This window comes from Agrobacterium sp. T29 (assembly GCF_006970545.1).
Lineage (GTDB): Bacteria > Pseudomonadota > Alphaproteobacteria > Rhizobiales > Rhizobiaceae > Agrobacterium > Agrobacterium leguminum.
This window is the reverse complement of sequence record NZ_CP040640.1, coordinates 2,587,378-2,613,203: the sequence shown is the minus strand read 5'-3', so window position 1 is coordinate 2,613,203 and position 25,826 is coordinate 2,587,378. Positions and strand designations below refer to the sequence as shown.

Sequence of the window (25,826 nt, the reverse complement as noted above, 5' to 3'; positions counted from 1 at the left end):
AGGCGGCCAAGGCCGCCTTTTCTGTCCTGTCGCCAGTGCTTATTCCGCTTCGTTGGCGGAATCGGCGTTGAGCTGGCCGTATTTTTCCTCGCCGATCTTGCCGAGCAATTCGAGCTGGGTTTCGAGAAAGTCGATATGGCCTTCCTCGTCGATCAGCAGTTCTTCGAAAAGCTTCATGGAGACGTAGTCTCCGGCCTCATAACAGATATCACGCGATTTCTTGTAGGAGGTGCGGGCGTCATATTCGCCAGCAAGGTCGGATTCCAGAACTTCCTTGACGTTCTGGCCGATGCGCAGGGGCGCGACGGTCTGAAGGTTGGGATGGCCTTCAAGGAAGATGATGCGTGCGACCAGCTTGTCGGCGTGCTGCATTTCCTCGATGGATTCAGCACGTTCCTTTTTGGCGAGCTTCGTGTAGCCCCAGTCTTCCAGCAAACGATAGTGAAGCCAGTACTGGTTTACCGCACCGAGTTCGAGAAAAAGGGCCTCGTTAAGCCGCTCGATGACTTTTTTGTCGCCTTTCAATGTCCGCTCTCCTGTTCTCTTCATGGAATTGCTTCAGGCGGGACATAAAATCAAAAACATCGGCCTCAGTCGAGTGGCGACGGGCGTGATATTCTTCCGTGGTTTTGATGATCAGGTCGACAACGGTCGGGAAACAGCCGCAACAGCGACCGCGTTTTTCCATGGCGTGATACACTTTTGCAGGAACGATCAGCTGCCAACAGTCCTCATCCAGGAGCTCGTTGATGACGTCCCGGATATCGTGATCGGTGATGTAATTGCAGCTGCAAACCAGCATGATGGACTGCCTGTATGACGCAACACGTTGTTTTCGTTCTTAAACCAAAACAGGACAGCAAATGTCAAGAAAAACCTCTTAACGAGTCGCCAAGGATTTTCTAGACTCATTCTAAACTATACAAAAACTATCGTATTTTCATTAGTTTAGGCTGCATGTCATTCCAGTGTTTCATCTTCAAGTTTTTGTGCGCAGCAAAATTATCGAAGCTGAGATCACGGAAAGTTTACTGGGTTCAGGCGGCCGGGAAGGCAGGATCGACGGCCTCAGGCGAAATATTGTCCGCCATTGGCCGTCATGGTCGAACCGGTGATGAAACCCGCCTCGTCGGAAACCAGAAACAGAACGCAGCGTGCGATTTCTTCCGGCTCACCCAGCCGTCCAACGGGAATTTGCGGCACGATCCGTTCCGCCAGAACCTTCTCCGGTATCGCTCTCACCATCTCCGTGCCGATATAGCCGGGGCAGATGGCGTTGACGGTGATATTGCGGCTGGCGCCTTCCTGGGCAAGCGCCTTGGTGAAGCCGATATCGCCCGCTTTCGAGGCGGAATAATTGGCCTGCCCCGCCTGGCCTTTCTGGCCATTGATGGAGGAGATGTTGACGATGCGGCCGAAGCCGCGGTCGCGCATGCCCGGCCATACGGGGTGGGTCATGTTGAACACGCCGGTGAGGTTGGTGTCGATCACCTCGCGCCATTGCTGCGGCGACATTTTATGGAACATCGCATCGCGGGTGATGCCGGCATTGTTGACGAGGACCTCGACGGGACCGAAGGTCTCTTCCACCCTGGCTATGCCATTGACGCAGGCGTCATAGTCGCGCACGTCCCATTGAAAAGCGGGGATGCCGGTTTCTTTCTGGAATACTTCCGCCCTATCCGTCGTGAAGGCGTAATTGACGGCCACCCGGTAGCCGGCCGCCTGCAGGGCGCGGGCGATTGCGGCACCTATGCCGCTCGTCCCGCCGGAAATCAACGCAACCCGGCTCATATCGGCCTCCATGACCTGTCATTGAAGCGCCTGCATATGCGAGGATGCTTCCATATCTTGCAGAACTTGTTCGTCGTGCTCACCGGCCACAGAAATGCGGCCAATGGGAGGCCGCTTCTACCCTATTGCCCGCTGAACCGGAATTGCTTTTTGGCAAGTCGTGTGGCGGTTTCAGAGTGCTTCGATGCACATGGCGACACCCATGCCGCCGCCGATGCAGAGCGTTGCAAGACCCTTCGACACGTTACGGCGGCGCATTTCGAAAATCAGGGTGTTGAGGACGCGCGCGCCGGAGGCGCCGATCGGATGGCCGATGGCAATCGCCCCGCCATTGACGTTGACGATAGCAGGATCAAGGCCAAGTTCGCGAACCACCGCACAGGACTGGGCTGCAAAGGCTTCGTTGGCTTCCACAAGGCCAATATCGCTGATCGACCAGCCGGCCTTGGCCAGCGCCTTGCGGGAGGCGGGAATGGGGCCGGTGCCCATGATCTGCGGATCGACACCCGCCGTCGCCCAGGAGGCGATACGGGCGAGCGGCCTGATACCGCGCTTTCCTGCTTCCTGTTCCGTCATCAAAAGTGTGGCGGCGGCGCCATCGTTCAGACCGGAGGCGTTGCCGGCCGTGACCGTCCCTTCCTTGTCGAAGGCGGGGCGCAGCTTGGCCATGGTTTCCAGCGAAGCCCCGGCGCGGATATGCTCATCTGTATCAATGACGATATCGGCCTTACGGCCCTTCACCGTGAAAGCCACGATCTCATCTGCAAAACGGCCGGCGCTTTGCGCGGCTTCGGCCTTGTTTTGCGATGCGACGGCGAATTGGTCCTGCTCGTCGCGGGAAAGCTGCCATTGGCGGGCGATGTTTTCAGCGGTGATGCCCATGTGGTAGCCATAAAAGGCGTCGGTAAGGCCATCTTTCAGCATGGTGTCGATCATCTTGAAATCGCCCATCTTCACGCCGCCGCGCAAATGGGCGCAGTGAGGCGCCATGGACATGGATTCCTGGCCGCCGGCAATGACGATGTTCGCGTCGCCGGTCGCGATCTGCTGCATGCCGAGGGCCACGGCGCGCAGTCCGGAGCCGCAAAGCTGATTGAGGCCGAAGGCGGTCGCTTCCTGTGGAATGCCGGCCTTCATGGCAGCCTGCCGCGCCGGGTTCTGCCCCTCGCCCGCCGTCAGGACCTGACCGAGAATGACTTCATCGATTTCGTTCGCCGCGACACCGGCGCGCTCCAGCACGGCGCTGATGACGGTCGCCCCGAGCTCATGGGCTGGCGTATTGGCGAAGTGGCCATTGAAAGAGCCGACGGCTGTGCGCGCGGCGCTGGCAATCACGATTGAAGGCAGGGTCATCAGTTTTCTCCTCACTTGCGGGCGGAGACTGGCAAAGCTTTCAATACAAGTCAAATGGCGAAAGTTGCTTTAAAAGATGTTGCTAAATCACGCTGGAATCTTGCGGAAAATTGCTGCGCAAAAAACAAACTGTTGCGATGCACAAAACATTTGTCAGAGGGCTCGTTTTGCGCATACACTTTGCACCGGGAAGAGCAATAACACCAAAAAACAAGAAAATACCATCATCGCGAGGAGGCGGGCATGGCGAAACACGACGGCGAAACAATCATTAAAAAATATGCCAACCGGCGGCTCTACAATACCGGCACCAGCACCTATGTAACGCTCGATGATCTGGCGCAGATGGTCAAGCGCGGCGAGGACTTCAAGGTTCAGGATGCCAAGTCCTCCGAAGACATCACGCACGCGGTGCTGACGCAGATCATCGTCGAACAGGAGGCCAAAACCGGCAATACGTTGCTGCCGACGGCGTTTCTGCGGCAATTGATCTCCTATTACGGCGACCAGATGCAGATGGTCGTGCCGACATTTCTCGAACATTCGATGAAGACCTTCTCCGACCAGCAGAGCCAGATGCAGGAGCATATGGCCAAGGCTTTCGGCGATGGTTCGCTTGCCCGCAATTTTCAGGCGCCGCTGCAAATGATGGAAGAGCAGATCCGCCGCAATACGGAACTGTTCCGGCAGGCGATGCAGGGTTTCACACCTTTCGCAATGCCGCAGGCGCCCAAGGAAACCCGCAAGCCGAATGCATCCGAAATCGATGAGCTGAAGGCGCAGTTGCGCGCATTGCAGCAAAAGCTCGATCAGCTCTGATCCTGTCGGGCCGATGCCCGGTTTCAGCAAACCGCATCGGCTTTTGCTTCAGACTTTCAGCCTGTCGTTCTTTCCGGCACGCGCAGCAACAGCAGGAACCCGGATCCCAGAAATACGATGAGCGTCGCCATGCCGATATGGGCGGAGCCGCTTATCGTGGTTGCTATGGAAAACGACAGCGTCGCCATGAAGCTGGTGGCGCGTCCGGAGAGCGCATAAATACCGAAATAACGACCCGCCTCGGCGACAGTGATGTTGCGGGCAAGATAAGATCGTGACGAGGCCTGAACCGGGCCGAAGGCAAGGCCGATCAACACACCATAAAGCAGATAGGCCTTTTCCGCGCCGGTGGCGAAGATGCCGCCATTATCTGCGGTCGATAATTGTACCCAGCCGAACAGGGTGGAGCCTTTTTCCGTCGAGACGATTCCGAGCGTGGCCAGCAGCAGAAGTACCAGACTGATGAGGATGGTGATGCGCGAACCTAGTTTCTGGTCGACGCGCCCGGCGGCAAAGCAGCCGGCGATGGCAACGATATTGAGCAGGATGCCGAAGAGCCCGATTTCCATCGTCGCCCAGCCGAACATGCCGGCAGCGAAGGCCCCGCCCAGAATGAGCACGCCATTGACGCCGTCCTGATAAAGCATGCGCGCAATCAGAAACCGCAACAGCACGGGGCGGTAGCGCAGCTCGCGCAGCGTGATCTTCAGTTCCCCCAATCCAGAGCGAATCGCGGCTGCGAAGGGCAAGCCCTTTTCAGCATCGGGAGTGAGAAGAAACATCGGCAGAATGAAGATGAGATACCAGACCGCGGCGAGCGGGCCGGTTATTCTGGCATCCTCGCCGGTTGCGGGATCGAGGCCGAAAAGAGGCCTGATACCGGCGATGGTCACCCCGGTTTGTGGATTGGCGGCCAGAAGCGTCACCACGGCAATCAGTACCACCATGCCGCCGAGATAACCGAGCCCCCAGGCGAGATTGGAAATGCGCCCGACATTTTGCGGGCTGGTCAGGCGCGGCATCATGGAATCGTTGAAGACGATGGAAAATTCCGCCGCGATGGAGGCGAGGATCATGCAGACGATTGGAAGTATGAGCGGCGAACCGGGTGCGGCAAACCAGAGGAAAAAGAGACTGACGATCTTGATGACGGCAAAAAAGGCGATCCACGGTTTGCGCGCGCCGGACTGGTCGGCGATGGAGCCGAGAATGGGGGAGAAGAGGGCGATGATGATCGAAGACACCGTCGCCATGTTGCTCCATGTCGTCTGCGCCGAAATCGGATCATCGGTGAGCCGTGCGACGAAATAGGGCCCGAAAACGAAGGTCGTGACGACCGTGAAAAACGGCTGCGCCGCCCAGTCGAACATCACCCAGCCCCAGATGCCGCGTTTGGCAACCACTGTTTCCGCATTTGGGGAAGGGACAGTCATTCATCGTCCTATCGGAAAATCGGGAAATAAAATGCGCGATGCGGGTGCATCCGTCTTGTCTGGCGCCATCCGGGGGGACCCGGATGGCGTTTTTAAGGCTGCCGATCAGCGTGCCTGGACGATATCGCCAAGCAGCCCGGCCGCGACCGTCAAACGGGCAAGGTTGGTATCGCCGCTGTCGCTGAGCGCGCCGAGTTCGGAGACGATGCGGTTGACCCGCACGCGGTCCGCCGCATACCAGGCCTGAACCGGGTCCTTTTCTTTGGCGTATTCGGTCAGCGCGGAGATGACGATCCGTCGTCTCGACGAGGAGATCTGATCCTGGCTGCGCAGGAGAGCCAGGCTCTCGTAATGATCCGCCGGTGTGATGCGCTGGCTTGCATCCAGCAGACGCGCGACGCGGAAGGTCGATGAGACGGTGGCATAGCTTTCGGCGGCGCGGGCAAGCGTCGTACCGGCGCTTTCGGCGATGCGCATGATCTCCGGCACATAGACGAGCAGGGAAAGCGTATCGAGTTCCTCCAGAAGACCGGAAGGAACGCCGTCGATTTCCGTGACGCCGAGTTCGCGACGATACTTCGCCGCTGCCGGCGATAGCGTCTTGATGGCGGTTTTCAGGCGCTCGATTTCGGTCGCCATGTCACCTGCGGCCGCACCGGCGCTCCCGGTTTGCAGGTAAAGCCTGCTCGCATCCGAGAAGATGCGCGTGATCGTGGCATAAAGCCCGTTCTGGACTTCACCGCCGACCTTTCCGTCAAGCGCGTCGACTTCGCTCCACAGGCGTTTGAGACCGAAACCATCCTCGACGATCACCGCAGCCTTCACGACGTCGGCCGCCAGAAGGCCGCTCGCATCAGCAAGTTTTTGCACAAAGCCCGGGCCGCCGCGATTGACGACGGCATTGGCGAGCGCGGTGGCGACGATTTCGCGATGCAGACGATGCGACTTGATATCGTCTGCATAGTTCTTCTGCATCTTGGCCGGGAAATAATCGACCAGAAGATGCTGGAGATAGGGTTCGTCGGGAAGCGTGCTTGCCACCAGTGCATCGAACAAGGTGAGCTTGGCATAGGAAAGGAGCACGCCGATTTCCGGCCGGGTCAGTGGTTTGCCGGTGGCGTATCTTTCGCTGAATTCGGCATTGTTCGGCAGGGTCTCCACCTTGCGGTTCAGTTGTCCGGTCGCCTCCAGCGCGCTCATCAGGCGGCCGAGTTCTTCCCGGTTCGAAAGGCCCAGCCGCTCCGTCAGCGAGATCGCCAGCGATTGCAGGTAGTTGTTGCGCAATACCAGCTGCGCCACTTCCGGCGTCATGGAAGCAAGAAGCTGGTTGCGTTTCGGCATCGTCAGGCGACCGCTGTTAACGGCGGAGGCAAGCGCGATCTTGATGTTGACCTCGACGTCCGAGGAGTTCACGCCGGCCGAGTTGTCGATGGCGTCGGAATTGCATCGCCCGCCCGAAAGCGCATAGGCGATGCGCCCCTTCTGGGTGATGCCGAGATTGGCGCCTTCGCCGATGACCTTGGCGCGCAGCTCGGTTGCGTTGACGCGAATCGGATCGTTCGCCCTGTCACCCACCTCGGCATTGGTTTCCACCGCCGCCTTGATGTAGGTGCCGATGCCGCCGAACCACAGAAGATCGGTTGGCGCCTTCAGGATGGCCGTCATGATCTCGAAGGGCGTGGCGACGGATTTGTCGATGCCGATGGCGGCCACGGCTTCCGGTGTCAGCGTCACCGATTTTTCGGAGCGCGAGATGATCATGGCGCTGGCGGAGAGAGCCGAACGATCGTAATCCTGCCAGCTGGAACGCGGCAGTTCGAAAAGCCGCCTGCGTTCGGCAAAGGACCTGTCGGTGTCGGGATCCGGATCGATGAAGATGTCGCGGTGATCGAAGGCGGCAATCAGCCTGATCTTTTCCGACAGCAGCATGCCGTTGCCGAAAACGTCGCCGGACATATCGCCCACGCCCGCCACCGTGAAGGGGGTGGTCTGGATGTCGGTGTCCATTTCACGGAAATGGCGTTTCACCGTTTCCCAGGCGCCGCGGGCGGTAATACCCATCTTCTTGTGGTCGTAACCGGCCGAACCGCCCGATGCGAAAGCGTCGTCCAGCCAGAAACCGGCCTCATGGGCAAGACCGTTCGCCGTATCGGAGAAGGTTGCCGTTCCCTTGTCGGCGGCGACGACGAAATAGGGGTCGTCACCGTCGAGCCGCAGTGTGTCGGCTGGCGGCACGATCGCATCGTCGACGATATTGTCGGTGATGGACAGCAGGGTGCGGATATAGGTCTTGTAGGCCTCGCGGCCGGCATTGAAGACCTCGTCGCGGGAGCCGCCAACGGGCAGGTTCTTCGGAAAGAAGCCGCCCTTGGCGCCGACCGGAACGATCACCGCGTTCTTGACCTGTTGCGCCTTGACGAGGCCGAGCACTTCCGTGCGGTAATCCTGGCCGCGATCCGACCAGCGCAGACCGCCGCGCGCGACCTTGCCGAAGCGCAGATGCACGCCTTCGACCTCTGTTCCGTAGACGAAGATTTCGCGGAAGGGACGTGGGTCGGGCAGGCCGTCCAGATGCTTGGGATCGAACTTGAAGGCCAACAGGTCACGCGGCGTACCGTCGGCATTTTTCTGGAAGTAGTTGGTGCGAAGCGTCGCGTCGATGGCGTTGACGTAACGCCTGAGCGTGCGGTCCTCATCGAGATTGGGAACGCCGCTCAATGCCGCTTCGATTGCCTTGTGTATTTCGGCGAGTTTCTTCAGCCGCTTCTTTTCGTCGACGGACGGATCGAAGCCGGCCTTGAACAGCGCGAAAATATTGCGGGAAATCGCCGGATACTTATAGAGCGTTTCGGAAATATGCTCCTGCGAATAGACGATGCCGGTCTGGCGGAGATAACGCGCATAGGCGCGCAGTACGGAGACTTCGCGCACGGTTAGGCCGCAGGCGAGGATCAGGCGGTTGAAGTTGTCATTGTCGACCTTGCCGGAGAAGGCGGCGAGGAAAGCTTCTTCGAGTTTCTGTCCATAGTGCGGCAGATCGAGCGTCGTTCCCTTGGCGACGGACAGTTCCATGTCGTGCAGCACGATGTCGCGCTTTTCGCCGTCCGAAACGACGCCGATATCGAAGGTGCGTTCGCTGATGACGTTGAAACCGAGATTTTCGAGCAGCGGCACGCGGCGCGAAAGCGGCAGGTGGCCATCGCGATGGAAAATCTTCAGCGATAGCGTCTCCGCCGACTGACCTTCCTGCTGGTAAAATTCGATGCGGACCGGCTCGCCCTTCGCGGCGCCCAGAATATCCGGCATGTCGCCGATCGCTTCTTCCGGCGTGAAGGCTTCCTGATAGGCCTGATCGACCTCCAGCACCGGTGCACCCGGCTCGGAGAGGGCGACGAAATGGTCTATCCAGCGCGCCGCAATGTCGCTGACGGCGTCTTCGAGCTTGTCCTGGGCGATGCGCGGCGTCTTGCCTTCCGTTCGGCCGACAATGAAGTGGACGCGGGCGACGGCGCCTTCGGGGAAGGCGGGGTAATAGGCGGAAATATGCCCGTCATAGACCCTGCTCAGATAGTCGCCGATCTTCTCGCGTACATAGGAATTATACTCCTCGCGCGGAACGAAGATGATGGCCGAAACGAAACGGTCGAAACGGTCGATACGTGCAAGCACGCGCACGCGCGGCCGGTCGCTCAGTTCCATGATCTGCTCGACGAAGCGGATCAGAAGATCGGCTTCGATCTGGAAAAGATCGTCACGCGGATAGGCTTCCAGCGTGTTCTGCAGGATACGCCCCGAGTGGCTGTTCGGATCGAAGCCGAAATGCCGCTCGACTTCCGCCACCTTGGCGCGCAGCAGCGGTATCTGCTTGACCGAGCGTGTGTAGGCGGTGGCGGTGAAGAGGCCGACGATGCGCAGTTCGCCGATGACATTGCCGTCCTCGTCGAAGCGCTTGATGCCGATATAATCCATATAGGCGCGGCGGTGCACGATGGATTTCACATTGGCCTTGGTGACGATGAGGAAATCCGGGCCGTCGAGGAAGGCAAGGATTTCCGGCGTGGTCGTCACGGCATTCTTGCCGAGGCGCAGCACGCGCACATCCGGATCGCTGAGGCTGCCGAGACCGACGCCGTCACCGCGCTCGATCTTCGCGTTCTTTCCCTTGCCGGAATAGGTGTAGTCACGCATGCCGAGGAAGGTGAAATTGTCGTTGCGAAGCCAGTTGAGGAATTCGACGGCTTCCGCACGCTCGGTCTTGCGCCGTGACGAGCCGCGCTTGGACAATTCATCCAGCGCCTCGTCGAGTTTCGCCAGCATGGGCCGCCAGTCGCGATAGGCGAACTGAACCTGCGTCAGCACGAAGCGTAGTCTTTCTTCCAGCGCTGCGGCGGCTTGCGGCGTGAGCGGCGCGATATGCAGCTGGATGAGGCTGATATTTTCAGCGGGATCATCCTCGGGCTCCGCAAGACGATAGCCCGCCTGTGCGCTTTCGTCGCGCACCAGGATGGGGTGCACCGCGAGGTAAAGACCGCGATAGCTGCTGGTGACCTCGCCCATGACGGAATCGTAAAGGAAGGGCATATTGCGGCCGATAATGGTCAGCACCGTTACCGGAATATCCCGCGGCGAAACGCCCTCCACCTGGGAGATGCCGATGTACGGAGCGTCTCCGGTCCAGTGCGAAAGCGCCTCGAAACTGTGAGCGGCGCTCGCAGCCAGCATCTCGGCGGAATAATATTCTATATCGTCGGCGCTTGCCCTTCCATAAAGAATACCCGGATCAAGAAATTGGACATTTTCGGCAATTGCCTGCTGGCGCGCTTTTTCGATCTGTTTTTCGCGTTTTGGATTATTTCTGTAGCCCATTTGACGTGGATTCCTCCAAAAATCACACTTTAATATAAAAAAGCATCGCCAATTTGCGGATTTTGCCTTTTCAGTCGAATCGGATATTGGCGTGGAATTACGAAGAGTTTAAGAGGCTTTCGTGTTTCTTCAGTTTGGAAACGAAATTTTTTTGCTCCTTTTGCCATGAGGGCCTGTCACGAAGCATTTTGACAGTATTTCTGCGGCTAATTTTTAGGCGGTTCTTTGGCTGCCATGTGATGTCGCGGCCACGGTCGAAGCAAATTATTGATTTGCGCCTATTTTTGTGGTACACCAACGACACTGATCCACAGCGTGGCATTTGTGTGCCCAAAAACACCACGAAAGCAACACCTCTTTTGCACGCGGTTTCCGTGACATATCGAGCGTTTACGTTATCGAACCCCGCAAGACGGGAAGGTGTGTTTTTGCGTGCACGGCTGGACCAGTGCGGAGTCACCTGACGGTTCCCCCGTCTCATCAGGGCCTGACCGACCCAACCCCGGCATCCCCGGGTATGTAACAGGGAGTTTTTAGAACGAATGACGACCCAGCAGAAGAAATCTCCAGCACATCACGGTTTCAAGACCGGTGAAGCGATTGTGTATCCCGCTCATGGTGTCGGTACCATTTCTGCCATCGAGGAACAAGAAGTCGCCGGCATGAAGCTTGAGCTTTTTGTCATTGATTTCGAAAAAGACAAGATGCGTCTTAAGGTTCCCGTCGCCAAAGCCGTCAGCATCGGCATGCGCAAGCTTTCCGAAGGCGATTTTGTCGAGCGGGCGCTGAAAGTGGTACAGGGCAAGGCGCGTGTGAAGCGTACCATGTGGTCGCGCCGCGCGCAGGAATATGATGCGAAGATCAATTCCGGCGATCTCATCGCGATTGCGGAAGTCGTGCGCGATCTCTACCGTGCGGAAAATCAGCCGGAGCAGTCCTATTCCGAGCGTCAGCTTTATGAAGCTGCTCTCGACCGCATGGCGCGCGAAATCGCCGCCGTCAACAAGATGTCTGAAACCGAGGCTGTTCGCCTGGTGGAAGTGAACCTTGCCAAGGGCCCCAAGCGCGGCAAGACTGTCGAAGAGGACGATTCTCAGGACGAAGCCGCTTAATAACCGGCTTTTTCCCTCTAAAAAAACCCGCCTTGATGGCGGGTTTTTTGTTGCCCGATTGCAGGCTGAAATTTACAGGATGTGGATTTTCGTGCCTTTGCGCAGATGTGGCAGGATGCGCCGCATGTCACGGGGATGGAGGGCGACGCAGCCCGCGGTCGGCTCATATCCCGGTCTGATCAGATGCATGAAGATTGCCGAGCCGCGGTTGCGGCTTCTCGAGGTGATATTCCAGTCGAGCACCAGGCAGACGTCGTAGAGGCTGTCCTTCCGCATCATCTCTTCATGGCTCGGGGCGAAGGGCGCCTTGACCAGCCTGTTGTAATTGGGACTACGGGGCTCGTCGCACCACAGCATGGACTTGCGTGTTCGCTGCATCGGCAGTGCCGTGGCGATGCCCGGAAGGCGGTCGCCGCGATAAAACCCGTGCAGCAGGCCGATGGTCGAGATGGGAGATTTTCCGTCTCCTTCGCGTTTCAGCGCAGTGCGGCCATTGCGTCCGATCGCGGCTGGAAAGGTGAGATGTCCGAGCTGGACGATGGCGCGGCTGATTTTCGAGGGGGCCGGCCGAACCATGAGCGTCGATGCGCGTTTACGTTGTCTTACGGGCTGGGTGCTCATGTTTTTCACGAGATTTTGCTTTGCAGGTTATTTAACGTGAAGTCATAGCACTTCGTTATATCATGGCAATGGGTTGACCTTTTATCGGCAAACCGCTGAATTGGCTGATAATTAGAGCGCCGGGCGTCTTTGGGGATGCATAAGGGACGCTCTAACTCTTTTAAACTACGCATCGTGTCTCTCGAAAATCGAGCCTGATTTTTGGGCCGATGCGCTAAAGTAAGAAAGGCTGAGAATCCGAATGACGGCTCGCACTATCCTTCTGGTGGACGATGACGACGATCTTCGGGAGACGCTGACCGAGCAATTGTCTCCCTATGAGGAATTCTCGCTGCTCAGCGGCGCCAATGCCGCGCAGGCGATGCAGACCGCCAAGACCGCCCAGGTCGATCTTCTGATCATGGATGTCGGCCTTCCGGACATGGACGGCCGTGAGGCGGTAAAGCTGTTGCGCAAGGGTGGCTTCAAGGCGCCGATCATCATGCTGACCGGGCATGATACCGATTCCGATACTATTCTTGGGTTGGAAGCCGGGGCGAATGACTATGTGACTAAACCCTTCCGTTTCGCCGTGCTTCTGGCGCGTATCCGGGCACAGCTGCGTCAATACGAGCAGAGTGAGGATGCGGTTTTCACCGTCGGTCCCTATCAGTTCAAGCCCAGCCAGAAGCTGTTGACGACGGAGGACGGCAAGAAAATCCGCCTGACGGAAAAGGAAGCGGCGATCATCCGTTATCTCTACCGCGCCGGCAGCACCGTCGTTACCCGCGACGTCCTGCTGGAAGAGGTCTGGGGTTACAATTCCGGCGTGACAACGCACACGCTGGAAACGCATGTCTATCGTCTGCGCCAGAAGATCGAACGCGACCCGTCCAACGCTGAAATTCTGGTGACCGAGAACGGCGGATACAAGATCGTTCCCTGAGCAGGGGGCTCTTTGCACCTGTCACATGTCCAAAGCTCACGCTGCGCGTCCGAAAAGGCGCGCGGCGTTCTAACAGCTTGTATTTTGAGGGCCGATATTGGAAAACCGCTATAGTGATGCAGGCGTTTTTCCGGAGTAACGATCGACATGGCCTTGACGGACGATATCATGCTGCTGGGGCAAGTGCCGTTATTTGCTGGGTTCAGCGATGACCAGCTGCGGCTTATCGCCTTCGGTGCGGAGCGCCGCCGTGTATCGGCCGGGCAGACATTGTTCCGGGAACACTCACCGGCCGAATGCGCTTTTGCGGTGACGGCTGGCCATTTCGAGCTTTTCACGGCAGGGCGGGATGGCAAGCCCGTGCTGCAGGCGACGCCGGGCAAGGGGGCGCTGCTTTCGGAGCTGGCGCTTTTCACGCTCTGCGAACGGAAGTTTACCGCCGTCGCGGCGGAGGATTCCGAAGTCATCCGCATAACGCGCATCCTCTTCCACCGGCTGGTGGAGGAGTTTCCGGAGGTTGCCGATATCGTGTCGGCGCGTATTCGCGACAATATCGCGTCGCTGGCGGCGGGGGCGGCCCGTTTGCAGAACCGCTTCGTCTGACGCCAGAATTCCGCCTGTTCAGAACCGGAAATGGGCGGTGACGGGAACATGGTCGGATGGCCGGTTCCAGCCGCGGGCCTCGCGCAATATGTCGATTTTTTCGAGTGAGGAACCGAGATCCTGCGAAGACCAGATATGGTCAAGGCGGCGGCCGCGATCAGCCGCTTCCCAGTCCTTGGCGCGGTAGCTCCACCAGGTATAGATCTTTTCCGTCTCCGGCACGTTCAGGCGCATCAGATCGAGCCAGTTGCCCTTCTTCATGATGTCAAGCATGCCTTCGGTTTCGACAGGCGTATGGCTGACGATCTTCAGAAGCTGCTTGTGCGACCAGACGTCATTTTCGAGCGGTGCGATGTTGAGATCGCCGACGAGAATGGACGAGGTGCCAGGCACACCATCGGCGCGCAGCGCCTTCATTTCCTCGATGAAATCCAGCTTGTGGCCGAATTTCGGATTGATCGAGCGATCCGGCTCGTCACCGCCTGCCGGCACATAAAAATTATGCAGCCGCACGCGGCGCGATCCGACCTCAAAAATCGCGGAAATGTGGCGTGCGTCGCCGATACCGCAATAGTCCTGTCGATGATCTTCGGTCAGTGGAAGCTTCGAGGCGATGGCGACGCCGTGATAGCCCTTCTGGCCATGGATGATGACATGCTCATAACCGAGCGCCTTCAGCGGCTTCATCGGAAACTCGCCATTCGGGCATTTCGTTTCCTGCAGGCAGAGAATGTCGGGTTTGTAACGTACCAGAAACTGCTCAACGATCGGCATTCTGAGCCTGACCGAGTTGATGTTCCAGGTGGTTATCGAAAACGACATGCATGTGCTCCGCTTTTACTGCCGCGAACCGCTTGGCCCGTGACATGTTTCCGGGGCGCAGGCTTATAACATCGCGACGAAAACGGGAATGTATTTTAGCGGTAAAATGAAAAAGGCGACCGCAGGGTCGCCTTTTGAAGAGCTCTTTTGGGGCTTAAAGCCTCAGCCGCCTTTGCGAACTTCCTCGTAATTGATGTTGAAGACGCGCTCATCGAGGTTCACGCCGGTCTGGACGTTGAAGATCATGACGGTCGTGTCCTTGTTCTGGGCGTCGGTCGTGGTCCATTGCCGCAGATCGAAGGTCTTCGGATCGAACATCAGGGTAATGGTGGAATCGCCGAAGACGCTCTTGTCGCCCAGCACGATGGTGGTCAGGTCCGATTCTTCCTTGACGTTGCGAACCTTCTGGTTGCCGAGATCGATCTTGTCGGACAGAAGCAGGCTGAGCGGCGTCTTGGAGAGCGGATAAAGATCCCATGTCTTGAGCTTCATATTGCCGATGACGACGTTCTTGCCGTCGGCGATGACCCGCATGGGCGAGGGGTCTTCATAATTGAAGCGGAGTTTGCCGGGGCGTTCGATGTAGAATTTGCCGCCGGTCTGTTCCCCGCGCGGGCCGAACTGAACGAATTCCCCCATCATGGTTTTGACCGACGAGAAGTGATTGGCGATTTTCTGCGCGGTCGCCGTATTGCTGGCCGCCTGGGCAAAGGCGTCAAGCGGCGACAGGCCGGCCATGATTGCGGTCATGGAAAATGCCATCAGCACGCCACGACGCGTCACGCCGTTTTGCGGTGCGTTTGCGTTGGCCGTTTCGCCGGTGGTGAGGTCGTTCATTCTATTCTCCTTCATCGCAGCGATTGTCCGCATAAAAGGCGGCGGCTTCATGACGTTGAAAGCGTGGAATAACGCTTCTTCGCCCCGCTTGGTTGCGGACGTTACCGCTCGATGATGTCTGCTTCCGTCGGTACGAGTATTTCGCGTTTTCCGGCGTGGTTGGCGGGGCCGATAATGCCCTCCTGCTCCATGCGCTCGATCAGCGAGGCGGCACGGTTATAGCCGATGCCGAGACGCCGCTGCACATAGGAGGTGGAGGCTTTGCCATCGCGAAGCACGACGGCCACGGCCTGATCGTAAGGGTCCTCGGAATCGGAGAAACTGCCGGCGCCGGCCGGGCCGCCGCCATTGCCTTCCTCGTCGTCTTCCTCGGTAATCGCTTCCAGATATTCCGGTGCGCCCTGTGTCTTCAGATAGGCGACGATCTCTTCCACCTCGTTGTCGGAGACGAAAGGACCGTGCACGCGCTGGATGCGTCCGCCGCCTGCCATATAGAGCATGTCGCCCATGCCGAGCAGCTGCTCGGCGCCCTGCTCTCCAAGGATGGTGCGGCTGTCGATCTTCGACGTCACCTGGAAGGAGATGCGGGTCGGGAAGTTTGCCTTGATCGTGCCGGTGATGACGTCGACGGAGGGGCGCTGGGTCGCCATGATGACATGGATGCCGGCGGCGCGCGCCATCTGCGCCAGGCGCTGCACCGCGCCTTCGATGTCCTTGCCGGCGACCATCATCAGGTCGGCCATCTCGTCGATGATGACGACGATATAGGGCAGGGGCTTCAGATCGAATTCTTCCGTCTCGTAGATTGCCTCGCCGGTCTGGCGGTCGAAGCCGGTCTGCACCGTGCGGGTGAGTATCTCGCCCTTGTCCAGCGCCTGCTGCACGCGACTGTTGAAACCGTCGATATTGCGCACGCCGATCTTCGACATCTTCTTGTAGCGCTCTTCCATCTCGCGCACCGTCCATTTCAGCGCCACGACGGCCTTTTTCGGATCGGTAACGACGGGAGAGAGCAGATGCGGAATGCCGTCATAGATCGACAGTTCGAGCATTTTCGGGTCGATCATGATCAGGCGGCACTGTTCCGGCGACATGCGGTAAAGCAGCGACAGGATCATGGTGTTGATGGCAACCGACTTGCCCGAACCCGTGGTGCCGGCAACGAGAAGATGCGGCATCTTGGCAAGATCGGCGATGACAGGTTCGCCGCCGATGGTCTTGCCGAGCGCCATGGCGAGTTTGGCCTTGCTGTTTTCGAAATCGCGGCTGCCGATCAATTCCCGCAGGAACACGGTTTCGCGCGTTTGATTCGGCAGTTCGATGCCGATGGCATTGCGGCCGGGAACGACGGCGACGCGGGCGGCGATCGCGCTCATGGAGCGGGCGATGTCATCGGCAAGGCCGATGACGCGCGAGGATTTGATGCCGGGCGCGGGCTCCAGTTCGTAGAGCGTGACGACCGGGCCGGGGCGGACATGAATGATTTCGCCCTTGACGCCGAAATCCTCGAGAACGCCTTCCAGAAGGCGGGCGTTCTGTTCCAGCACTTCCTCGCTCAGCATATTGTCGCGAACGACATTCTTCGGCTCCGCCAGAAGATGGACCGTGGGCAGCTGGAAACCGTCTGCGGCGATGAAAGAGGCCTGCGCTTCCCTTGCCACGCGTTCGCTGGGCTTCGGGCGTGCGGAAGGGGCGGTTATTCTGGGCTGCCCGCGTCCCGGCGCCTGCCGGGCGGTGAATTTCTGGTCGGACTCGTCGTCGGAGAGAATGCCGTTCGGCAGCCGGCGTCCATCCGCGTCGAAGGGTTGTTCGTCATCCATGTCCTCGTCATGATCGAGCGCGATGGAGGGAGGTGACATCTGGCGACGCGATGCGGCGCGTTCTTCGAAAGACGGCTCTGCGCGCTGGTCGAGGCGGTTGATCGCGGTCTTGAGGCGCGACGGTTCGTTCAGCGTGCCGAATTCATATTCGTTGAAGTCGTAAGGGTGTTCGAATTCATCGTGCAGGGATTTCGACTTCAGGCCGAACAGGCGGCGCAGGCGCGCCTGGGTGATGTACCAGTAATGCGCCAGTGCGCCGAAGGCGAGCATATTGGCGAAGAAACCCTCGCCGTCGTCTTCGTCATCCTCTTCGGCCTCACGGGCGGCGCGGGCCTTGCTGGTGGCGACGGGAGCGGCTTCTTCGCGTTCCAGCTCATCATCCAGACCGCCAACGACACCGGCGGCAAACAGCATCAGCCACGCGGCAGGCGCCGCAAATATGACACCCAGTACCGTGGCAATCGTGCCGGTGGGGTAAGCGCCGATAAAAAGGGCGGGAAAACGCAGGATCATGTCACCGATGACGCCGCCAATGCCGTTCGGCAGCGGCCATGTCACGGGGGCCGGAAAACAGCCGAGCGAGGCGGCGCAGACGATGGCGCCTGCGACCCAGGCCACGAGGCGAACGGGTATGCGGTGGAATTTGCGGCCGGCGATCAGCGCGATCGCCCACGCGATGACGGGCAGGAGCGAGATGATTGCGGAAAGCCCGAGGAACTGCATCACGATATCTGCGAAAATCGCACCGCCGTAACCCAGAAGATTGGTGGGCTGGTTTCCTGTCGCGTAGGAAAGGCTCGGATCCGCGACATTCCATGTCGCGAGCGCGGCGATGCCCAGTGCAATCGTGGCCAGCAGAGCGAAACCGGCGAGAGCCATGATCTGACGCACGAAAAACGCCGTCAACACGAAGCGCGTGTGACGACCATCGAATGTCGGAGAATGCATTCTGCCCATGTCCCTGAACCCGTCGTTTTATGGTTTCGGCAAGATCCGGCAGGAGACCTGATCCCGGATTGACAGGGAAAACTAACCGCTTGCTGGTTAATGTCGTGTTAACCATGCGGTTTTTTGAAGCGCTTCGGATTTACGGCAAAGAAAAAGGCCCGCCGGAGCGGGCCTTCTTTTGGGAGAGGGGATGGAGAACCCCTTTTCCCGGATATCAGGAATGGTAGGCGGCTTCGCCGTGGGTTGCGAGGTCGAGACCTTCGCGTTCGGCTTCGACCGGAACCCGCAGACCGATGATCACGTCGACGATCTTGTAGAGGATCGCGGAGACGATGGCGCACCAGACGATGGTGATGGCGACGGCGACGAACTGCGTCCAGAGCTGCGAGGCAATGGAGAAGTCTTCCTTGCCCGTGCCGCCAAGCAGCGGCGAGGTGAAGATGCCGGTGCCGAGAGCGCCGATGATGCCGCCAATGCCGTGGACGCCGAAGACGTCGGCAGTGTCGTCATAACCGAACTTGTTCTTCACCACGGAGACGAAGAAGTAGCAGATCGGCGAGACGATGAGGCCGAGAACGATGGCGCCCATAGGGCCGACGGAGCCGGCGGCGGGGGTGACGGCGACGAGACCGGCGATCATGCCCGAAGCGGCGCCCAGCATGGAGGCCTTGCCGCGGGTGAAGCTTTCAACCAGCGACCAGGAAACGATGGCGGCTGCGGTTGCGAGGAAGGTGTTCATGGTTGCAAGAACCGCACCGCCCGATGCTTCGAGGTTGGAGCCGGCGTTGAAGCCGAACCAGCCGAACCACAGCATGGCTGCACCGACGAGGGTCAGCGTCATCGAGTGGGGGGCCATCATGTCCTTGCCGAAGCCTGTACGCTTGCCGACCATGATCGCGCCGATCAGGCCTGCGATACCGGCATTGATGTGAACAACGGTGCCGCCGGCGAAGTCGAGAGCGCCCATGCCGAAAATCAGGCCGTTTGCATCCCAGACCATGTGAGCGACCGGGAAATAGACGAAGGTCGCCCAAAGGATGGTGAAGAGGATGACGGCGGAGAATTTGACGCGTTCTGCGAAGGCGCCGATGATCAGCGCCGGCGTAATGGCCGCGAAGGTCATCTGGAAGGCGATGAAGGTGTATTCGTAGATCACGACGCCCTCAGAGAAGGTTGCCGAGGTGCTGTCAAGCGAAACGCCCGACAGAAACAGCTTGCCGAAACCGCCGAAATAAGGGCCGGTGCCGCCGCCAAAGGCGAAGGAGTAACCGTAGATTACCCAGACGAGCATCATGACTGCGCCGACGACCGTGCACTGCATGAGAACGGAGAGCATGTTCTTGGTGCGGACGAGACCGCCGTAAAACAGGGCCAGGCCCGGAATGATCATGAAAAGGACGAGGATCGTCGCGACATACATGAATGCGGTGTCGGCTTTTTCCGGAACGGGCGCTGCGGCTGCTGCCGGCGCGGCATCCTGGGCAAAGGCGATGGCCGGAGCCATCAGGGCCGCCGCTGCGGCGCCCAGCTTGCCGAGCGTTGAAAACTTGTTGAGTTGCATAGCTAGAAAACTCCCCTGTCAGCCGTGCTTCAAAGCGCTTCTGTGTTGGTTTCGCCGGTACGGATGCGCACGGCCTGTTCGATAGAGTAGACGAAGATCTTGCCGTCACCGATCTGCCCGGTCTTTGCCGCAGACGCGATCGCTTCGACAGCCTTGTCGACGACGTCGGATGGAACTGCGATCTCGATCTTCAGCTTGGGAAGGAAGCTCACCGCATATTCCGTGCCGCGATAAATCTCGGTATGCCCCTTCTGGCGTCCGTAACCCTTTACCTCGGTCACGGTCAGGCCCTGGATGCCGACGCCGGTGAGCGCTTCGCGCACTTCATCCAGCTTGAACGGCTTGATAATGGCCATCACAATTTTCATCTGGTTTCCCATCCTTTGTTTTGTCCTCGGCACGGAGCCGACTCTCCTGCCGCTGGCAGATCAGTAACAGCGACTGCGGACATACATTCAAAGGGCGTGCCAGTTTTGAGTGTGTATCTAACGTATTGAAATATAAAACTTATATGAAGGGCGTCTGAAAAAGGGGCATTTGTCGCCAAAATTTGCGTCTATTAAATGTGCGATTTTCAAAAAAAGCACATTATTTAATCATTTGCCCTTTTGCGGATCAAACCCTCCTGCGCCACGGAGGCGACCAGTTCACCCTGTCTGGTGAAAATATTGCCACGGGTCAAACCGCGTGCGCCGGAAGCGCTGGGGCTGTCCTGTGTGTAGAGCAGCCAGTCGTCCAGCCGGCAGGGGCGGTGGAACCACATGGCGTGGTCGAGACTCGCCACCTGAATGGACGGATCGAAGATGGTCGTGCCATGGGCGTAGAGCGAGGTGTCGAGCAGGGTCATATCCGACAGATAGGCGAGAATCGCCGATTGCAGGCGCGGATCATCGGGCACATCGCCGACAGCGCGGACCCAGATATCCTGCTGCGGTTCGAGTTTTTCCTTGGAGATATAGTGGGTCAGCGATACCGGCCGTATCTCTATCGGCCGCTTGTTGCTCCAGTATTTACGGATAGAGGCGGGCGCCTTGGCAAGAAAGGCTGCCTGCATCTGCTCCTCGCTCATCAGTTTTTCAGGCGGCGTCACGTCAGGCATTTTGATCTGATGGTCGAAACCATCCTCGAAAATCTGAAACGAGGCCGACATGGAAAAAATGGCCTTGCCATGCTGGATGGCGACCACGCGGCGTGTGCAGAAGCTCGCGCCGTCGCGGATGCGTTCCACCTGGTAGACGATAGGCACCAGCGGATCGCCGGGGCGCATGAAATAGGCATGCAGCGAATGCACGAAACGGTCGTTATCCACGGTCCTCTGCGCGGCGATCAGGGCCTGCGCGATGACCTGGCCGCCGAAAACCCGCTGCCAGCCGATCTGCGGGCTTTCGCCCCGGAACAGGTTCTCTTCCAGCTTCTCAAGATCGAGTGTGGCGATGAGATTGGCCATCGGGTCTGACGTTTGCGAGGGATGCGACATTTTTTCGGCCTGCTCCGGCTGTAGGAAGACGTCACATGGTCTATAGTGCGCCGATGATGTGTGCACAAGATTTGAGGAGAAGCGCGATGCTGGACGTAGTGGTGGCAGGCGGCGGATATGTCGGTCTTTCCGTTGCTGTCGCAATCAAGCAGGCGGCCCCGCATCTTGATGTGCAGGTGGTTGAGGCCTCTCCCGAGGATGTCTGGGCGAAGGACGTTCGCGCGTCCGCCATTATTGCGGCAGCCACCCGGATGCTCGATGTTTTCGGTATATGGAACGAGATCGAGCCGGAAGCTCAGCCGATACACAAGATGATCGTCACCGATTCGAAGACCGCCGATCCGGTGCGTCCCGTGTTCCTGACGTTCGACGGCGCCGTGGAAGAGGGCAGGCCGTTTGCCCATATGGTTCCGAACGTCGCTCTGGTGGGCGCATTGCGAGGCCTGTGCGAGCGTCTTGGCATAAAAATCCGTCACGGTCTCAGTGTTTCCGATTTTACCGCGGGTCCGCAGTCGACGGCCATTCGCCTTTCCGACGGGTCGACGCTCGAAGCGCGATTGCTGATTGCCTGTGACGGTGTTCGCTCCGCGCTCAGGGACATGGCCGGTATCAAGACCGTGCACTGGGCTTACGATCAGTCCGGTATCGTGACGACCGTTGAGCATGAGCGTCCGCATGAGGGCTGCGCCGAGGAGCATTTCCTGCCATCGGGGCCCTTCGCCATCCTGCCGCTGAAGGGAAATCGCTCTTCGCTCGTCTGGACCGAACGCACGGCCGATGCCGACAGGCTGGTAGCTTCCGACGATCTGGTGTTCGAGGAAGAACTGGAGCGCCGGTTCGGTCACAAGCTCGGTCCTCTTCGCCCGGTCGGTCCCCGCCGCGCCTTCCCATTGGGTCTGACGCTGGCGCGCTCTTTCGTTGCACCGCGTTTCGCGCTTGCGGGTGATGCGGCCCACGGCATTCACCCGATTTCCGGGCAGGGCCTTAATCTTGGCTTCAAGGACGTGGCGGCTCTCGCCGAAACCGTGGTCGAGGCCGACCGTCTCGGCCTCGATATCGGCTCACTCAACGTTCTGGAGCGTTACCAGTCCTGGCGGCGTTTCGACACGTTGCGGATGGGTGTGACGACGGATGTGCTGAACCGGCTTTTCTCCAACGATATTGGCCCCATCCGCATCATGCGTGATTTCGGTCTCGGCGTGGTGGATCGTTTGCCGGGTCTCAAATCCTATTTCATCGGTCAGGCCGCCGGCACGACGGATGCGAATGCGCCGCGTCTGCTTGCCGGCGAGGCGCTCTGACCCGACCCTTCGTGCATGTTTCGGATCGGCTTTTCCGGGATTGCCGCTTGACAGCCGATTCCGGGATTTTCTGCCCGGAGGCTTTGCCGTAAAGCCGAATCCGGCCAAGGACTTATCCGGATTCATAATCTGGTATGGTCTGCGCCCTGGCCAACCAGATATTGCGGAGAACAAAAGCTGAATCCCATCGAGTCAGCGATTCGTATTCGATTCGTTCGCAGACTGTTCCGCAGCCGAATCGATTTCATTTTCGCCGGATTCTTTTTGTTTGTTCAACTGGTTGAATCTGAACGGAAAATTCCGTCGACGGGTCGCCCTGCGCCACTTTGCGGGTGAGGCCTATTGCCTTTGTCTGCGGGCGTTGCCATGTGTGGTGCGTGCGGCCCGTATCGGTGATGCCGGGCGGCACAGCAAGCAGATGAAGTCGATTCGCGGATAGTACGTTGAATTTTCGCCCCATGATCCTGAGCGGCCGCGGTGTCACGGCCGTTCTCGGCCCCACCAATACCGGCAAGACCCATTACGCGATTGAGCGGATGGTCGCGCATGGCAACGGTGTCATTGGCCTGCCGCTGCGTCTTCTGGCGCGGGAGGTCTATACCCGTCTCGTTGAGAAGGTGGGTGCACCGAATGTGGCGCTGATTACCGGCGAAGAAAAAATCGCACCGCCCAAAGCCAAATATTCCGTCTGCACGGTGGAAGCCATGCCGCGCGAGACGACGGCCGCCTTCGTCGCGATCGACGAGGTGCAGCTGGCGGGCGATCTCGAACGCGGGCACATCTTCACCGACCGGGTGCTGCATCTGCGCGGGCGGGAGGAAACGCTGCTGCTTGGCGCCGGCACGATGCGCCCTATCCTCGAAAAGCTGCTGCCGGGAATTACCGTTGTGGAACGCCCGCGCCTGTCGCAGCTCTTTTATGCGGGTCAAAAGAAGATAACCCGCCTGCCGCAACGCACGGCGATCGTCGCCTTTTCCGCCGATGAGGTCTATGCCATCGCCGAGCTGGTGCGCCGTCAGCGCGGTGGTGCTGCCGTGGTGCTGGGCGCGCTTTCGCCGCGCACACGCAATGCGCAGGTGGGGCTCTACCAGTCCGGCGATGTCGAATATCTTGTCGCGACTGACGCCATCGGCATGGGTCTCAACCTCGATGTCGACCATGTTGCCTTCGCGCAGGACCGCAAATTCGACGGCTATCAGTTCCGCAATCTCAATCCCGGCGAGATCGGCCAGATCGCCGGCCGCGCCGGCCGCCATCTTCGCGATGGCACATTCGGCGTGACGGGGCGTGTCGATCCGTTCGATGACGAGCTGGTGGAGCGGATCGAAACCCATCAGTTCGATGCGGTGAAGGTTCTGCAGTGGCGGACGAAAAATTTCGATTTTTCCTCCATCGCCAATCTGCGCCTGAGCCTCGATGCCGCGCCGGCGATCCAGGGACTTTCGCGCGCCCTGCCGGCAATCGACCAGCAGGCGCTGGAATATCTGTCGCGTTATCCCGAGATCATCGATGTGACGACGACCGATTCGCGGGTGGAAAAACTATGGGAGGCGTGCGCGCTTCCAGACTATCGCCGTATTGCTCCTGCCCAGCATGCGGATCTGATCTCCACGCTCTATTTCGACCTCGTCAAACGCGGGGCGGTGAACGAGGATTTCATGGCCGAGCAGGTGCGTCGCGCCGATCGCACGGATGGAGAGATCGATACCTTGTCTGCGAGGATTGCGCAGATCAGAACATGGACTTATGTATCGAACCGCCCAGGATGGCTTGCCGATCCGACACACTGGCAAGAAAAGACTCGGGAAATCGAGGATCGATTGTCCGATGCGCTACATGAAAGGTTGACGAAACGCTTTGTTGATCGCAGGACATCTGTGCTCATGAGGCGCCTGAGAGAGAATGCGATGCTTGAAGCTGAAATCAGTGTAAATGGTGATGTCTTCGTAGAAGGTCATCACGTCGGCCAGTTGGCCGGGTTCCGGTTCACGCCGGTGCCGGGAATGGAAGGGCCGGATCAGAAGGCCGTGCAGGCTGCGGCGCAGAAGGCGCTTGCGCTCGAATTCGAGGCGCGTGCCGCGCGTCTGCATGCCAGTGGAAATGGCGATCTCGCTTTGAGCTCCGATGGTCTGGTTCGCTGGTTGGGCGAACCGGTTGCCCGCCTTTCGGCCGGCGACAACATCATGAAGCCGCGGGTGATCCTGCTTGCCGACGAGCAGCTGAACGGCAATGCCCGTGATCACGCGCTTGCGCGCGTCGAGCGTTTCGTCAATCATCAGATTGCGACCGTGCTGAAGCCGCTGGACGATATTTCCCGCGCCGAAGACCTTCAGGGTCTGGCGAAGGGTCTGGCGTTCCAGCTCGTGGAAAATCTTGGCGTGCTGTTCCGCCGCGACGTTGCCGAAGACGTGAAGTCTCTGGATCAGGATGCGCGCGCCTCCATGCGCCGTTACGGCGTGCGTTTCGGCGCCTATCACGTTTTCCTGCCTGCGCTTCTCAAGCCCGCCCCGGCGGAGCTTGTGACGCTGCTCTGGGCTTTGAAGAATGACGGTCTCGGCAAGCCGGGTTACGGCGATCTCATTCCGGTGCTGGCCGCAGGCCGTACCTCGGTCGTCACCGATGCCAGCTTCGAGCGTATGTTCTACAAGCTCGCCGGTTTCCGCTTCCTCGGAAAGCGCGCCGTGCGTATCGACATTCTCGAGCGTCTGGCCGATCTCATCCGCCCGCTGCTGCAGTGGAAACCCGGTCAGCAGCCGCGCCCGGAAGGCGCCTATGATGGTCGCCGTTTTACGACGACCACCGCCATGCTTTCCATTCTCGGCGCGACGCTTGACGACATGGAAGAAATTCTGAAGGGCCTCGGCTACCGCGCCGATCAGGTGACGGAGGAAGAGGCGCAGGCCTTCCTCGCCAGCCACGCCGGCGCCTCTGCTCCGGCTGCCGCGGAAGCGGCGACGGCTGAAGAGGAAAACGTCGAGACCGAGGAACACGAGCCGGCTTCCGAAGAACAGGTGTCCGAGACGGCAGCTGTTGCAGAAGGCGAAGCTGTCGAGGCGCCGGTTGCGGAAGCTGCCAGCGAAGAGGCTGTCGCAGCCGAGGCTGCGCCGGAAAGCGCTGAGGCCGCCGAGCCCAAGCCCGTTCTTCTGTGGCGTCCGGGTGGTCGCAACGAAAATCAGCGTGGCGAAAACCGTCGTCCCGGCAATCGCGGTCAGGGCCGTGGTGAAGGAGCACGAGAACAGGGCGAGCGTCGCGGTGAAGGCCGTCGCGACAATCGTGACGGTGCAAGTGCCAATCGCAGTGGCGACGGCGAGCGCAAGCGCGATGGCGGCCGTCCGGACCGTGGCAACAACCGCAACAATGATCGTCATGATCGCGGGGAGCGCAAGGACCGGCCGGAACGCAATGACCGTGGCGGAAAGCCGCAGGGTCAGCAGCGCTTCGAAGCCAAGCCGCCGCGCAAGGAAAAGCCGCTCGATCCGGATTCGCCCTTCGCAAAGCTCGCTGCTCTCAAGGAGCAGCTGAAGAAGTAAGCCT

At 59.2% G+C, this 25,826-nt stretch carries 19 protein-coding genes; 6 read left to right on the top strand and 13 right to left on the bottom strand.

The window, feature by feature from the left end:
- Window positions 1-39: 39 nt before the first annotated feature.
- From bfr to FGF54_RS13035, 4 genes are all read right to left on the bottom strand, one after another.
- On the bottom strand, window positions 40-525 hold the full coding sequence (gene bfr / locus FGF54_RS13050) for a bacterioferritin (RefSeq protein WP_003520274.1): 486 nt from the start codon (window positions 523-525) through the stop codon (window positions 40-42).
- Window positions 491-802 carry a bacterioferritin-associated ferredoxin gene (locus FGF54_RS13045; RefSeq protein WP_003505234.1) on the bottom strand — a complete coding sequence of 104 codons (312 nt, stop codon included), beginning with the start codon at window positions 800-802 and terminating at the stop codon, window positions 491-493. The genes bfr and FGF54_RS13045 overlap by 35 nt, the downstream gene beginning before the upstream one ends.
- Window positions 803-1,068: 266 nt before the next feature.
- Window positions 1,069-1,794, bottom strand: a complete 726-nt coding sequence (gene phbB, locus FGF54_RS13040; protein ID WP_142779887.1) for an acetoacetyl-CoA reductase — start codon at window positions 1,792-1,794, stop codon at window positions 1,069-1,071.
- Between the two features lie 171 nt (window positions 1,795-1,965).
- Entirely contained in the window at window positions 1,966-3,147 is a 1,182-nt protein-coding gene (locus FGF54_RS13035; protein WP_142779886.1) for an acetyl-CoA C-acetyltransferase, read from the bottom strand.
- A gap of 243 nt (window positions 3,148-3,390) precedes the next feature.
- On the opposite strand from FGF54_RS13035, the gene phaR reads away from it, so the two are divergent.
- Window positions 3,391-3,966: a polyhydroxyalkanoate synthesis repressor PhaR gene (gene phaR, locus FGF54_RS13030; RefSeq protein WP_003520279.1), complete on the top strand. Its 576-nt coding sequence runs from the start codon at window positions 3,391-3,393 to the stop codon at window positions 3,964-3,966.
- 56 nt (window positions 3,967-4,022) lie between these two features.
- On the opposite strand, the gene FGF54_RS13025 is transcribed toward phaR, so the two are convergent.
- On the bottom strand, window positions 4,023-5,399 hold the full coding sequence (locus FGF54_RS13025) for an MFS transporter (protein ID WP_142779885.1): 1,377 nt from the start codon (window positions 5,397-5,399) through the stop codon (window positions 4,023-4,025).
- A 105-nt stretch (window positions 5,400-5,504) separates the two neighbouring features.
- Window positions 5,505-10,265 carry an NAD-glutamate dehydrogenase gene (locus FGF54_RS13020; RefSeq protein ID WP_142779884.1) on the bottom strand — a complete coding sequence of 1,587 codons (4,761 nt, stop codon included), beginning with the start codon at window positions 10,263-10,265 and terminating at the stop codon, window positions 5,505-5,507.
- Between the two features lie 542 nt (window positions 10,266-10,807).
- Between FGF54_RS13020 and FGF54_RS13015 the strand changes: the two genes are divergently transcribed.
- The gene (locus tag FGF54_RS13015) at window positions 10,808-11,377 is read left to right on the top strand and encodes a CarD family transcriptional regulator (RefSeq protein WP_003505223.1); all 570 of its coding nucleotides are present in this window, start codon (window positions 10,808-10,810) and stop codon (window positions 11,375-11,377) included.
- 72 nt (window positions 11,378-11,449) lie between these two features.
- On the opposite strand, the gene FGF54_RS13010 is transcribed toward FGF54_RS13015, so the two are convergent.
- Entirely contained in the window at window positions 11,450-11,953 is a 504-nt protein-coding gene (locus FGF54_RS13010; RefSeq protein WP_142780243.1) for a L,D-transpeptidase, read from the bottom strand.
- A gap of 286 nt (window positions 11,954-12,239) precedes the next feature.
- Here FGF54_RS13010 and FGF54_RS13005 point away from each other — a divergent pair, with 286 nt between their 5' ends.
- Window positions 12,240-12,923: a response regulator transcription factor gene (locus FGF54_RS13005; RefSeq protein ID WP_003505216.1), complete on the top strand. Its 684-nt coding sequence runs from the start codon at window positions 12,240-12,242 to the stop codon at window positions 12,921-12,923.
- A gap of 147 nt (window positions 12,924-13,070) precedes the next feature.
- A complete protein-coding gene (locus FGF54_RS13000) occupies window positions 13,071-13,526 on the top strand; it encodes a cyclic nucleotide-binding domain-containing protein (protein WP_020810625.1) in 456 nt (151 codons plus the stop codon).
- A gap of 18 nt (window positions 13,527-13,544) precedes the next feature.
- Here FGF54_RS13000 and FGF54_RS12995 read toward each other — a convergent pair whose 3' ends face one another.
- The 6 genes from FGF54_RS12995 to tesB form a co-directional block, all read right to left on the bottom strand.
- The gene (locus FGF54_RS12995; protein WP_142779883.1) at window positions 13,545-14,348 is read right to left on the bottom strand and encodes an exodeoxyribonuclease III; all 804 of its coding nucleotides are present in this window, start codon (window positions 14,346-14,348) and stop codon (window positions 13,545-13,547) included.
- A 162-nt stretch (window positions 14,349-14,510) separates the two neighbouring features.
- A complete protein-coding gene (locus FGF54_RS12990; RefSeq protein ID WP_168208091.1) occupies window positions 14,511-15,236 on the bottom strand; it encodes an outer membrane lipoprotein carrier protein LolA in 726 nt (241 codons plus the stop codon).
- 50 nt (window positions 15,237-15,286) lie between these two features.
- Window positions 15,287-17,953, bottom strand: coding sequence for a DNA translocase FtsK (locus tag FGF54_RS12985; RefSeq protein WP_168208090.1), 2,667 nt, complete (start codon window positions 17,951-17,953; stop codon window positions 15,287-15,289).
- A 214-nt stretch (window positions 17,954-18,167) separates the two neighbouring features.
- On the bottom strand, window positions 18,168-19,514 hold the full coding sequence (locus FGF54_RS12980) for an ammonium transporter (RefSeq protein WP_142779880.1): 1,347 nt from the start codon (window positions 19,512-19,514) through the stop codon (window positions 18,168-18,170).
- 29 nt (window positions 19,515-19,543) lie between these two features.
- Window positions 19,544-19,894, bottom strand: coding sequence for a P-II family nitrogen regulator (locus tag FGF54_RS12975; protein WP_004444057.1), 351 nt, complete (start codon window positions 19,892-19,894; stop codon window positions 19,544-19,546).
- Between the two features lie 212 nt (window positions 19,895-20,106).
- Window positions 20,107-20,991, bottom strand: a complete 885-nt coding sequence (tesB, locus tag FGF54_RS12970; protein ID WP_080852969.1) for an acyl-CoA thioesterase II — start codon at window positions 20,989-20,991, stop codon at window positions 20,107-20,109.
- Window positions 20,992-21,077: 86 nt separating this feature from the next.
- On the opposite strand from tesB, the gene FGF54_RS12965 reads away from it, so the two are divergent.
- Window positions 21,078-22,292 (top strand): ubiquinone biosynthesis hydroxylase, encoded by a 1,215-nt coding sequence (locus tag FGF54_RS12965; protein ID WP_246666947.1) that lies wholly within the window; start codon window positions 21,078-21,080, stop codon window positions 22,290-22,292.
- 458 nt (window positions 22,293-22,750) lie between these two features.
- Complete coding sequence (locus FGF54_RS12955) at window positions 22,751-25,822, top strand: helicase-related protein (protein WP_142779879.1); 3,072 nt, start codon at window positions 22,751-22,753, stop codon at window positions 25,820-25,822.
- Window positions 25,823-25,826 lie beyond the last annotated feature (4 nt).